Origin of the sequence: Pseudidiomarina donghaiensis, from assembly GCF_900116895.1 — a bacterium.
Classification (GTDB): Bacteria; Pseudomonadota; Gammaproteobacteria; order Enterobacterales; family Alteromonadaceae; genus Pseudidiomarina; species Pseudidiomarina donghaiensis.
On the sequence record NZ_FPCF01000001.1, the window covers coordinates 627,282 to 639,239 of the forward strand.

The 11,958-nt window shown below is 48.5% G+C and carries 13 protein-coding genes and 4 tRNA genes; 16 read left to right on the forward strand and 1 reads right to left on the reverse strand.

Translation table 11 applies throughout. The features are described from left to right. Positions 1-26: 26 nt before the first annotated feature. From BM334_RS02940 to BM334_RS02985, 10 genes are read left to right on the forward strand one after another with little or no spacing between them, the layout of a single operon-like run. Entirely contained in the window at positions 27-461 is a 435-nt protein-coding gene (locus tag BM334_RS02940) for a hypothetical protein (protein WP_092837674.1), read from the forward strand. Continuing rightward, the gene (locus tag BM334_RS02945; protein WP_092837677.1) at positions 461-1,957 is read left to right on the forward strand and encodes a secretin GspD/PilQ domain-containing protein; all 1,497 of its coding nucleotides are present in this window, start codon (positions 461-463) and stop codon (positions 1,955-1,957) included. The genes BM334_RS02940 and BM334_RS02945 overlap by 1 nt, the downstream gene beginning before the upstream one ends. After that, the gene (locus BM334_RS02950) at positions 1,954-3,099 is read left to right on the forward strand and encodes a hypothetical protein (protein WP_092837680.1); all 1,146 of its coding nucleotides are present in this window, start codon (positions 1,954-1,956) and stop codon (positions 3,097-3,099) included. The genes BM334_RS02945 and BM334_RS02950 overlap by 4 nt, the downstream gene beginning before the upstream one ends. A gap of 13 nt (positions 3,100-3,112) precedes the next feature. Next, a complete protein-coding gene (locus tag BM334_RS02955; RefSeq protein ID WP_092837683.1) occupies positions 3,113-3,562 on the forward strand; it encodes a hypothetical protein in 450 nt (149 codons plus the stop codon). Between the two features lie 2 nt (positions 3,563-3,564). After that, positions 3,565-4,953, forward strand: coding sequence for a GspE/PulE family protein (locus tag BM334_RS02960; protein WP_092837686.1), 1,389 nt, complete (start codon positions 3,565-3,567; stop codon positions 4,951-4,953). Continuing rightward, positions 4,944-5,966, forward strand: coding sequence for a type II secretion system F family protein (locus BM334_RS02965; RefSeq protein WP_092837689.1), 1,023 nt, complete (start codon positions 4,944-4,946; stop codon positions 5,964-5,966). The genes BM334_RS02960 and BM334_RS02965 overlap by 10 nt, the downstream gene beginning before the upstream one ends. Positions 5,967-6,008: 42 nt before the next feature. Next, positions 6,009-6,449: a type II secretion system protein gene (locus tag BM334_RS02970; RefSeq protein WP_092837692.1), complete on the forward strand. Its 441-nt coding sequence runs from the start codon at positions 6,009-6,011 to the stop codon at positions 6,447-6,449. Between the two features lie 3 nt (positions 6,450-6,452). Further along, positions 6,453-6,647, forward strand: a complete 195-nt coding sequence (locus tag BM334_RS02975; protein WP_092837695.1) for a hypothetical protein — start codon at positions 6,453-6,455, stop codon at positions 6,645-6,647. 21 nt (positions 6,648-6,668) lie between these two features. Then, on the forward strand, positions 6,669-7,385 hold the full coding sequence (locus BM334_RS02980; protein WP_092837698.1) for a type II secretion system protein: 717 nt from the start codon (positions 6,669-6,671) through the stop codon (positions 7,383-7,385). Continuing rightward, on the forward strand, positions 7,385-8,074 hold the full coding sequence (locus tag BM334_RS02985; RefSeq protein ID WP_092837701.1) for a TadE/TadG family type IV pilus assembly protein: 690 nt from the start codon (positions 7,385-7,387) through the stop codon (positions 8,072-8,074). Before BM334_RS02980 ends, BM334_RS02985 begins: the two co-directional genes overlap by 1 nt. Positions 8,075-8,081: 7 nt before the next feature. Here BM334_RS02985 and folD read toward each other — a convergent pair whose 3' ends face one another. Next, complete coding sequence (folD, locus tag BM334_RS02990; RefSeq protein WP_092837704.1) at positions 8,082-8,954, reverse strand: bifunctional methylenetetrahydrofolate dehydrogenase/methenyltetrahydrofolate cyclohydrolase FolD; 873 nt, start codon at positions 8,952-8,954, stop codon at positions 8,082-8,084. A gap of 287 nt (positions 8,955-9,241) precedes the next feature. Here folD and BM334_RS02995 point away from each other — a divergent pair. The 6 genes from BM334_RS02995 (at position 9,242) to BM334_RS03020 (ending at position 11,946) form a co-directional block, all read left to right on the forward strand. Continuing rightward, positions 9,242-9,318: transfer RNA gene (locus BM334_RS02995), tRNA-Pro, on the forward strand. Positions 9,319-9,337: 19 nt separating this feature from the next. Further along, a tRNA-Arg gene (locus BM334_RS03000) sits at positions 9,338-9,414 on the forward strand. Positions 9,415-9,442: 28 nt separating this feature from the next. Continuing rightward, positions 9,443-9,518, forward strand: a tRNA-His gene (locus BM334_RS03005). Between the two features lie 41 nt (positions 9,519-9,559). Beyond that, a tRNA-Pro gene (locus BM334_RS03010) sits at positions 9,560-9,636 on the forward strand. 102 nt (positions 9,637-9,738) lie between these two features. Continuing rightward, positions 9,739-10,689: a tetratricopeptide repeat protein gene (locus BM334_RS03015; RefSeq protein ID WP_092837707.1), complete on the forward strand. Its 951-nt coding sequence runs from the start codon at positions 9,739-9,741 to the stop codon at positions 10,687-10,689. Between the two features lie 126 nt (positions 10,690-10,815). Further along, positions 10,816-11,946, forward strand: coding sequence for a GGDEF domain-containing protein (locus tag BM334_RS03020; protein ID WP_177214997.1), 1,131 nt, complete (start codon positions 10,816-10,818; stop codon positions 11,944-11,946). The last annotated feature ends 12 nt before the right edge of the window (positions 11,947-11,958 follow it).

The following is an 11,958-nucleotide window of genomic DNA, read 5'->3' on the forward strand; positions in this document are numbered from 1 at the left end:
CGGTATCACGCTAACAAGGAGGTTACATGGTTTCTCAACCATACCGGGTATTTACCCATAAGTACGTCATCACAAGCAGCTTAGCGCTGAGTTGCCTGTGGTTGGCGTCATTTTCTACAACGGCACTCGCCGCGACTTGTCCAGCTTACGTGTTCTCTGAAGCCACTCGAGCGAACCAACCTATCAATTCGGCTGCAGCCACACCGCGGGTACAGTTGCATTTGCAACAAGGGCTGTTGAAACCACAATTTGAGCAGTTTCTGAAAAGACACTTTCCGGTTGATTTGGTCGATTGGCAGGTTTCGGCTCATTATCAATGGCCATCCGCATTTACCTTGAGCGCTGATAGTGCCGAGCAAATTCTCGAAAAAATTACCCAGCCTTACCAATTCAAAATAACTGTTCACGCGAACCGCTCGGCAGTTGTCAGTTACCAATTTCGAAGCCAAGGGGAGTTGTGATGCAACGGCTTATTATCTTGTTTTTTGTTGGGTTGCTGAGTGCCTGTCAGCAATTGTCACATGAGCAATTGCTCGAGCAACATCGGCAGGCTCAGCAGCGCTTAGCCAACCTCAAGCAGACGGCGGCTGTGCCGCAACAAGCAACAGCTTCAGCGCTCCACTACAGTGATGAGTTTTTTGTGCCAGCATTAGATGAACGACATGCTCAGCTGCCCGACTGGAGCGCGCAACAAGTTAGCATAGCCGCACAAGGGTTAGCGGCGGGTAATTTGCTTGAGCAAGTATTTGCGAACAGCGGTGCTGCCTTGCGTTTCAGTCAGTCGCATTTAGCTGAGTCTGCGGTGTTTCTTCAGTTTGAAGGAACCATTGCAGAATTACTGCTAAAACTAGCCAGTCGGTATCGCTGGCATTTGCAATGGGGCGACGACAGCGTCGCCATTCATGAATTTGAAGTAGCTGAGTTTGATGTTGCTTTTATCGCTGGTGATACCAGTTACTTCCTTGGCAACCGTGATCGGCAGCAACAGAATCAAATGGCGACTAATGACGCGCTTGCAGCCACAGCTATTGGTAATCAGAGCGAGCAATTTTTGAATTTTAGCAGTGACGATCTGTCGGTCTGGCATGACTTAGAAAAGGCCGTCACCATGCTGCTGTCTGAGCATGGGCAAATGACAATTAATCAAAGCTCTACGTCAATACTGGTGCGCGATTACCCACAGCAAGTAGCTCAGGTACGTGCTTATTTAGCGCAACAAAATGAACGGTTAACACGTCAAGTTGTGATTGATGTGCAAATTGTCGAAGTGACTTTTACCGATGATCAGCAGTTTTCCATCGACTGGGACGCCATTGTAAAAACGGCAGGGGGTGAGGGGGTACTTGGTTTTGCTTCAGCGCAACTAAACCAGCTTAGCGGCGGACAAATGATATGGCAGCAACAGCAAGGCAAAGCGACCGGGTCTCAGTTGCTGATTGATGCGTTGCAGCAGCAAGGCTTAGTCACAACAAGTAATCATCCGCGCGTGGTGAGTTTAAACAATCAAATTGCCAAAATTGTGCTGGAAGACAATGCAACCTATTTAGCCGCGGCGGGAAGTTCAGCCACCGCCAATGTAGGGCGCGCCGATATTCTACAGCCGGGTGTTATTACCACTGGTTTTGAGCTCTACTTATTACCTAGTATTCGTAACGGCGAAGTTATTCTGCAGTTGTCTACGGAGCTGTCTGATCTGGAACGAATTGATGAAGTACGCTCCGGTGAACAACTCATACAAACACCGCACACCAACCGTAAAAAATTCTTTATGAAAGCCTTAGTTGCGCATGGTCAAACACTACTGATGAGTGGCCTAAAAAACGAACGTCAACAAAGTCAGCGCCAGCAAAGTTGGTTAAGCCTAGTGCTGGGTGGGGGTGAACTTAATGGTTCTCGGCGTAGCGAAACCTTAGTGTTGCTCACGCCGCATATTGTTGCACGAGGCAACCGCTCATGAACGACTGGTGTGTACAAGGTTGGCGACAACAATCGACTGATCGAGAGCAGATACTAGCTTGGCTTAGCGAAGCCAAACAATTGGGTTTCGAACGTTATAACCTATTCAAGCAAGGTGACTGTTACTGGCTTTGTTGCGCCACCACTGAGCAACTAGATATGGCTGCTGCTATTCGCGCTCAGGTGCATGAACAAGCGGCTGTGGTGGTTCAACAGTGGTGTCAGCAATTGGTGGTCGTGGCTTGGCAACAACAAACGCTGCTGACCTGCTGTCACTTTTCGGCCGATAAACATGGTGTACAGAACTTTTTGTATGTGGCCGAAAATTGGCTAAAACCAGATCAAATGAACTGTACGCTTGTTATTGCAGGTCATAGCACGCGCCACTTATTTGATAATGTCGAGTCTATTCAAAACGCCAAGCAGATACCCGAGTTCAGTTTTGAAAAGCCTCTGAAATTAGCAAAAATGCGGTCGCTACGACAGTTGCCGCCCTGGTTACGCCGTCGAATACTGCTGCGGGGGGTTATTGCCGCGCTGTTGGTAACTGGGGCATCGGTGTGGTGGTTTTGGCCAACGACTCCGGCCCCTGTTGTTATAGAACCCACCACCCAATTACCGGAACCGCCGCTGCTGCTTCAAGGGTGGCAACAACAGCATGTGATTCATGTTGATGAGCTATTAAGTCAGGTGAGTTTTCTGGCGGGCTGGAAGGTCACTCAGTGGCAACTTGATGACGCTGGAGAAACGCTTTGGCTACAACAGTCTTATGGCTCGCATTCTGACTTACTGCTGCAAATGCCATCGCAAGATTGGCAATTAGAAAGTAACGGGCAAGGTCTTCAACTGCAGCGGGAACCACCGGAAGGGATAGTTGACGCCGTAGCGGCAGAGTCATTAGAAATTGACCTAGGCACACAACAGTCAAACTCTAATGAAGCTTTAGAAGAGGCAGGGTTTACCCAAACCAAGAGGTCCAATCGTGTCGATATTCAGCATCTGTTGTTTGACCCTTTTACTCCGCATCAATGGCAGGTTTTTTTGCAGTGGTTGGCGGTGCGGCCAGAGATGCGAATTCAAAAAATTGTGGCGACTCCTGAACACCTGAGTTGGCGTATCACTATTACTTTGCAACACCCATAGAAGGATCTAACTCATGTATACCTTAGCCTTTATGTTGGCGCTCAATGCTTCAACAAACCTGGCAACCAACACGGAAGCTAGTGCAAGTTCTGTGGGCGTGCTACCGGCAAACCCAATTCATCAACTTCGGGAAAGCGAAATTGCCGAGCGGTTAGCTCAAACCGAGGCCAAAAGATTGCAGTTAGAGTTGCAAATAGCAAAAGCCAAGCATGCTATAGCGCAACTCAAAATTAACGACAATAAACCATCTGTTATTGCTCAAGAACTAACCGGCTATGAGCTGCTCGGTATTGTTAAGGTGGGAGAGAGAAGGGATATTCTACTGCGATTAGGAGAACAGGTCATTCGCTTACAAGATGGTATTGCTGGACCTATGCAACTTACTGCAAACATTGAGAACAATTGGGTGCGCTTGCAGCGTTACGGGCGCTTTCGTGATCTACCAATTGTGCAAGGTTGGTAACTATGTTGATGATGAGTGATGACCAACTTAGTCGTTGTGAGGTACCGCTTGGGTTATTAGAGCGTTGTTTACAGATAACCGACTTGTTTCAACAGCAAGATGTAGCGGTATTAATGACGAGCGACGGAATATTAGTTGCCAGCACCCAGGCGTGGCAACAAAAATTGCTCGAGCTCGTAAATTTGATCGCCCTTGCTGCTGTTCAAGGTGTCATTATCAAAGCATATATGGTCGCTGACGGGCGGAGTATTAGGGGCCATTTGCACGATACTGATGCCAAGCGCCAACTTGGTCAGCAAACCGATTCGCTCGAGCTTGACCATACACGGGCACAGCAAGCGCTTGAAGATCTGGTGTTGCAGGCGCTCGTGCTCGAGGCTTCAGATATTCATCTGTTGTTTTTACCCAGTCATGCAGCTCTTGCATTTCGCGTTCATGGACGTTTGGTCGGGCAAGTTGAGCGACATCGGGAAACCATGGCAGCGGCAATTGCAGCTGCCCTAAATACACGTTCCGAAGACTTTCGTGAGTTATTTGATGAACAACGTTTATCAAGCGCCAGCATCTCGTTGTCGGTGATGCATGAGCAAGCGATAAAAAACCTGCGCTTGCGCGTGCAAAAGTCACCAACGCGTAATGGGTTTGCGGTAACGATGCGAATTCAGGCCGAACACGAGCAAGCTCGCGAACTTGCCGAACTGGGTTTACCCATGCATCAGTTAAACCAAATTCAAAAGTTGCTACAAAACCCTGCTGGCCTGTTAGTGGTTGCCGGCCCAACTGGGCAAGGTAAAACGACCACCTTGGCTGCAATTAATTGGGCCATTCCGCGCACGGCAAAAGTCATTTCTTTGGAAGATCCAATTGAAATTATTCAACCCTACATAGAACAAAAGCCGGTTATTGCTGACCACCAAGAGCTTAACTTTGCCAATATGGTGCGTGTGGCTCTGCGCGAAGATCCAGATGTGATCTCGATTAGTGAGATTCGTGATCAAGCAACAGCAAAAGCGGCTTATACCGCAGCATTAACCGGGCATTTGGTGACCGCAACAGTGCATGCGCACGACACTTTTGGGGTGATACAGCGGTTATTAGATTTAGGTCTTAGTGCTGAGTCACTTGCTCAGGTTGGCGTGTTGCGCGGCATCGTAGCGCAGCGGTTGGTGGCGAAACCTTGCTTAGCTTGTGAGGGCACTGATCGTGGCTGCCCACAGTGTCATGGTACCGGCGTTATTGGCCGTCGCTTAGTTGCTGAGTTATTACTTGTTGATGAAGGTGTTCGCGATGCTATTCGCAATGGAACATTGGAAGCGTGTCGTAACCAACTGATGAAAACAGGTTGGGTGGCGCTTGATGAACAACTAAAGCAGGTAGCCTTATGCATTTAGCCAGAGCACGACAACTTGCTTTACTTGAAGACTTTGCTTTGGGCTTAACCGATGGACTTAGTCCACTGCAATGTTGCCATGCGTTATTTGAAAATGCGCGACGCTTAAAATTAAGCACAGAGCAGCGTGTCATTACCCACTTAATCAAGCAGCTAAACCAGGGGTTGCCGCTGGGGCCCGCATTACATAAATGGTTTTCGGCAGACTTAGTCATGTTAGTTGCCGTGGGGGAACATAGCGGTATTTTAGAGCAATTATTGCATCAGCATCAGCAATTTGAGCAGCAGCGACAGCAAGCATGGCAACAGTTTTGGAAACCTTTGCTTTATCCACTAGCAATGTTGGCTCTGGCTTTTGCCGCAATTTATTTTATTGGCCATGGGGTGATGCCAAAGCTAGCTGTGTCAATACCCGAATCGCAGTGGCCAATGCTCAGCAGAATTCTCCTAACGGCAACACATAGTTTCATTATTCCCGCGCTTTTACTCAGTGTGCTTTTGGTGGTGATATGGAGTTGGGGTCCGCCATTGTTAATAAATTTTGGCTGGCGCTGGTGCCGAGTTCTAGGTAACTACGGTGCGTTTCTCATTCAGCGCTATTTTAGCGCGGTATTACTATTGCAAACCACGACAGTATTAATGCAAGCCGGAAGTAGCTTAGATAAATCGTTCGCCGCTATTCAACGTTATGGTTCAGCTTCATTGGCGGTGCACACGTTTGATATGCGTAGAAAGCTTGCGCAAGGTGAGCGGCGGTTACCGCAGATTTTTGATACCGGTTTACTTTCAGCACGGATGCTATTTCGACTTGGGAATGGTAGCCGCAATGCGAGTGAGCAGGGAACCCTATTGCGTGTTGCAAGTTATGCAGCACTCGATGCCACACAAGCGTTGACGCGCTTGCGTACCGGTCTACAGGTGTTTTGTTACAGTGTCATTTTTGCCTTGCTGGTCGTTATGCTCGGCGGCATGGGGACTATGTTGATGCAACTAACCCAACAAACCAGCGTGTAGTCTGTATTTTTCTTTCTTTAATTGTTTACAACGGAGTGTTCTATGAGATCACAAAAAGGATTTACCTTTATTGAAGTGCTTACCGTGCTGTCTATCATCGCTTTGGCAACCATTGGCTCGCTAGCGTTACGCGATTGGGCGGTGGGAAATTCACGTGTCAGCGAAGCAAAAAATCAGGTCATTACTATTCAGTCGGGGGCGCAATTATGGCGGCCGCGCACGGGTGATTTGACCGGTATTAGTATGACGGCAATGTCATCTATTGCAGCCGTTCCGGAAGTATGGGGCAGTGGTACAGGAATTAACCCTTGGGGTGGCGATATCGCGGTGAGTGTTGATGGCGCCGACACCTCCCGTTATGTAATTACAGTGAGTGGCATTGGGCAAGCGGCAGAAGGTGCTCGTCTGGCACACGATTTCACAGAGTATGCGGTTGACAGTAGCTTCTCTGGCGGCACCTTAACGCTTAAGTTTCAGGGGTAAATCATGGCATTTTTTCAATGGGTTATTGCCGTGTCTGTGTTGGCAACTGTGGTTATTGGCGGGGCACGGTTTTTTCATGTAACGCAGCAACAGATACAACAGCAACAGCAATCTGCAGCAGATAAGCAACGACTCATTGAACGTTACCGGCTGCAGCATCAGCTGCAGCGGCATCGCCATTTTTTGATGATGTATTAACTATTGCCATAAGGAAATAACATGCAAAAACAGGGGTTTGTATTGCTTGAGGTGATTGCCGCGGTGGTTATATTAAGCTCACTTATGGTGGTAACCACGCAAGTGTGGCAATCGATGGCGAATAACCGTAATCAACACGAATGGGTTACCGACGCAGAAATGATTCGCCAGGCGACGCTCGACTACTGGGTCAACGAAGGGGCGCCACCAACAACGCTGGGTGATGTTTTTACCGCGACGCAGTTGGCTACTTTCACCCAGCCGTGGCAGCAATCTTGGTATTTTGTGGAAAGTGGCAACTGGTTAGAGCTTTCTGTAGACGCGCCATCAGCTGCTGAAGCTGACTGGTTTGCTAGCCAAGTCGCGGGAGCTTTTGTGCAGGGTGAACGACTCGTTGTGCCAATTTGGCAGCCGGCCGGAAGCTGGAGTGCCGAGCATTTATTGCACAGAACACCGGTTTTTGACAAGCCTCACCTCAATAGCATGGAGGCGGACTTGGATATGACAAACCAAGCCATTTCTAATGTTGCCAATTTGAATGCAAATCAAATTGATGCGGACTCAATTATAGCTCGTAGCATTTTGAGCACATCGCTGCGAGCCTCCTCAATTGACGTGGACACCCTATACGTTACCGACGTTATTACGCCACAGAATAGCTTAAGTAATTTGGCCTATTGGGTTGATCAATATGAGCAGCTTTGGTTAAGTTGCCAGCAGCAAGGTAAATGCATGTAATGCGCATGCTTAAGCACGAATTCGGTGCCAGCACAGTTGAGGCAATGCTTCTGTTGCCGTTAATCATTTGGCTAGCTTTGGCCGCGTTGCAATTATTATGGATTTTTTGGGCTCAACAAACCCTTCACAATACTGGGCACTATGTATTGCGAGCCGGGCAATTGGGGCACGCTAATGAGTTGCACATGGTAAACACTTTGGCAACGGGGATGGCGGCAACAGAACTACAGTGGTACACAGACCCCGTTGACGACGATCATAGCCAACAACGAGAATCAGCTATTCGTGCTACAGCAAAAGCCATCATACATGCGCGCATGGCGGCCCAGCTTACTATTCATAGTCCAACAGAGGCACAAAAAGATCAGCATAGCGAACACCGTTTCTCACTGCGGGAGCAGCAATGGCTTGATGAAATAGCAGTCGACCATGCCCGTGCAAGAACATCAAACCTCAACGCTGAGGAAACACAGCAATGGTTAGCAGCACGGCAACTTGATATTGAGGTGTGGTGGTGCCTGCCGTTACAGGTGCCGCTAGTGGCGCCGGTGCTGCAGTCTTGGTGGCAGCTGGTGAATAACCCTGCGCAACGCTATTGTCGAGCTAGAGAGTTATTGATAGGCAAACCCCTTTGGCCGCTAGTTACGCGGCGTAAGGGGCCGATGCTGTCTGGTTACAGAGCGAATTAGTTGGCTATTAAGGGGGATTGGTTAAAGGTGCATGCCAAGTATCACATGCCTGCAAGGTATTTTGCATGAGCGTGGCCACTGTCATTGGGCCCACACCGCCTGGTACAGGGGTAATATACGAGGCACGTTGCTCAGCAACGCCGAATTCAACATCGCCCACTAATTGGCCTGATGGCAAACGGTTAATACCAACATCGATAACTACGGCACCTGGTTTAATCCACTCGCCTGGAATAAAGTCTGGCTTGCCTACCGCAACCACTAGAACGTCGGCGCGTTGCACGTGTTCTTTTAAGTCGTTGGTAAAGCGGTGGCAAACGGTGGTTGTCGCACCTGCTAATAGCAGCTCTAGACTCATGGGACGGCCTACAATGTTGGAAGCGCCAACCACCACGGCGTTTTTGCCGTGTAAGTCTAGGCCAATGGAATCTAGTAGCGTGATCACGCCGCGCGGGGTGCACGGACGCAGTGCCGGGTTACGTTGGGCTAAACGGCCCATGTTGAACGGGTGAAAGCCGTCAACGTCTTTAAATGGGTTAATGCGCTCTAAAATAGCTTGTGCGTCGAGCCCTTGTGGCAGAGGTAGTTGCACCAAAATACCGTCGACTTCGGCGTCGTTATTTAGTTGGTCAATTAAGGCTTCAAGTTCAGCTTGGCTAGTTGTTGCTGGCAAGTCGAATGCTTTTGACACGATACCGACTTCTTTGCAGGCGTTCCGTTTGCTGCCGACATATACGGCCGAAGCGGGATCTTCACCCACCATAACAACAGCGAGCCCAGGCGCGCGAGCTCCGGCTGCTAATCGCGCGGCCACACCTTGTTTTACTTGTTCACGAACTTGTTGAGCTACTTGCTTGCCATCAATACGTTGCGCCGTCATTGCTTTAAGTACCTTTATTAAGATGTGCGGTAAACTAACCTGAACCAAAAGACTAAAACGCGCTTATTTTCGCATGTTTTTGTCACAGGTTGTAGCGTTACTGTGGGGCAATCAACGATTGTTTTCACAAAGCTTTTGCATATTATTCGTTCAAGCTGTTGTTATTTTCAGCAGTTGGCTATTTCTCTTAAAAAAATGTTTGACGCTGCCATGCCCAACAGGTAATATTCGCCCCCGTTGTCAGGCCGCGTCCTGCACGGGATTTTAAAGCTTTAGAAGAAGTATGTCGGCGAGTAGCGCAGCTTGGTAGCGCACTTGTTTTGGGTACAAGGGGTCGCTGGTTCGAATCCAGTCTCGCCGACCATTTCTACAGAGCATGATTTGCGCCCGTAGCTCAGCTGGATAGAGCAACGGCCTTCTAAGCCGTCGGTCGCAGGTTCGAATCCTGCCGGGTGCGCCATTTTAGCCCTGGCAAAGTTTATAAAGTGGTGGCTGTAGCTCAGTTGGTAGAGCCCCGGATTGTGATTCCGGTTGTCGTGGGTTCAAGTCCCATCAGCCACCCCATTTTCTTCGCTTTTCAGCACATCTCAAAAATTACTGTCTGTCGGCGAGTAGCGCAGCTTGGTAGCGCACTTGTTTTGGGTACAAGGGGTCGCTGGTTCGAATCCAGTCTCGCCGACCATTTCAATTTACCTATTTATTGCTATAGTTAACTTTATTGTCACATTGTTTGCGTTTTGAGCCTCTAAGCATTAGGTTTCGCAACATAAATAAGGTTTCGACTATGTATAAAAAGCAATCTTCGTGGTTAGTAGTTCTCGCAACTCTTAGTTTCGCAGTTTACGCTCAGTCCACTATCGCTAGCGACAAAACCGCTAATAATCATCAAGGCGAATGCACTTCTGCACAGTGCCAACAAAAAATGAATGAACTGCGTCAACTCGCTTGGAATGGCAGCCCTGAGGCGCAAACCATTGTGGCTGCGGCTATGGTGTATGGCGACGGGTTAGAGCAAGACATACGACAAGGGCGCATGTATTTGCGCAAAGCAATGCGTAATCGTCATCCAGTGGCTTGGTATACTTATGCCTTATGGCGCGAGAGTGGGGTTGCTTATGAACAAGATCTTGCTGCTGCCAACGAAGCGATGTTGTACGCTGCCGAAGAATTGAATTACCCACCTGCGTTGTACCGCCTTGCGGCCGAAGAAATTATGAATGAAGGCGAGATAGAAACAGCGATTCGTTATCTTGAACAAGCAGCGCAAAGAAACCACCATGCAGCTCAGTATCTATTAGCAAAACTGCTCGCCAACGGCGTTGGTGTTGAGCAAGACTTAACTCAAGCGGCAGTGTTGTTTAATCAGTTGAGTTTGCGGCGCTATCGTGACAGTGAACAGCTGTTTACTCAAGTTATGGGTGCAATGGAGCAAGAATTACCGTCACAGCAAGTGGCTCAGGTACGTGAGTCTCTGCGCCAACCCACGGAAGAGGCCATGGAAGTGATAGAAGTGAGCAGTCAACGCGTGTCGTTTGAAGAAATGACGGTAAATATGGTTGACTACATAGAGTCATTTGGGCTGTATGACAGTAATGGCATGAGCAATATAGCTGGACAGGTTTGCGGCAAAGGAACAGCCATGTGTGGCTTAGTCTATTCGTCGCGTGCCAATGATGCCAACCCGCAAAAGCTATTTGATTTGCTGAGCAAAATACCTTACGGCAATCCATGGTAACAAAGGCGGCCTGCAAGCTGATGCGTAGGCGTGGACATCTTGACGGAGTTGCGTATAATTTGGTCGCATGTTTCAAAAATTCTACATACTATAACAAGAATAAGAGTGTGACTGATGGTGGAAGCAATGCTAGGAAAGCTGGCTGCTGAGCAAACAACCGCAACGGACGATGGGTTTGGTTTGATGATCTCGGTCATCAGTATGCAGCTAATTAATTCGACACCAGACCAAAGCCAAGCGCATATCGAGCATGCGCTTGCGTTGCTAGGTCGTGGCGGCAGTAAAGACCGTTGCTATGTGTTTGAGTTTTCGCCCGATCAAAATGAGATGTCGAATACCTATGAATGGGTGAACGACGGCATTTCACCACACAAAGACGAACTGCAAAATATTCCAGCCCATGTGATGCCATATTTTTTCGAGCGTATGCGAGAAGATGGTCAAATTGTGGTGGCCGATGCACGCAAATTGCCGGACTCAACCGGTGGTTTTCGCGATGAGCTGTTGCGCGAAAATATCCGCTCTATGATGGCTGTCGGTATGTATATGGAAGGAAAATTAATCGGCTTTGTCGGTTGTGATTTAGTTAACCGGCAAACCACATGGCATGAACGCGATATTCGTCAAATGCGGTTAGTTGCAGATATGATAGCTAACACTTTAGCGCGGCATCATGCCGAAGCACGCCTGCAAGAAACCGAAGCGCAATTATTAGAAGCTAATGCAAAGTTGGCGCAATTAGCGCGCGAAGACAGCTTAACTGGGCTTATTAATCGGCGTGGGCTTGACGAATGCCTAGAGCAAGAGTTGCGTCGTGCGGTACGTGCACAACATCCGTTAACCTTAATCATGGTTGATGTTGATTTTTTCAAAAAACTCAACGACGAACACGGCCATTTACATGGTGATGAAGTGCTGAAGAGTGTGGCCCGCATATTGGCAACTCACTTTAAGCGTACCGGCGAATATGTGGCGCGTTTTGGTGGCGATGAATTTATGATTGTGTGCCCGCAAACAGAGCTTGATGAGCTCGTGCGACAAGCTAAAAAAGTGCTGGCGAAGGTGCGCATATTAAAGAATAAACTCACCACGCCAGTTACGGTAAGCATTGGCATTGCTTCTAATACGCCAAAATCAGGCGTCACCACTGATGACTTAATGCGTGATGTTGATGTTGCCGTGTACTTTGCGAAACAGTGTGGGCGTAATCGTATTGAAGTGAACCCCAAAGTTCCCACCCAAAAACAAACCGGCTAAATTCGCTCTCGA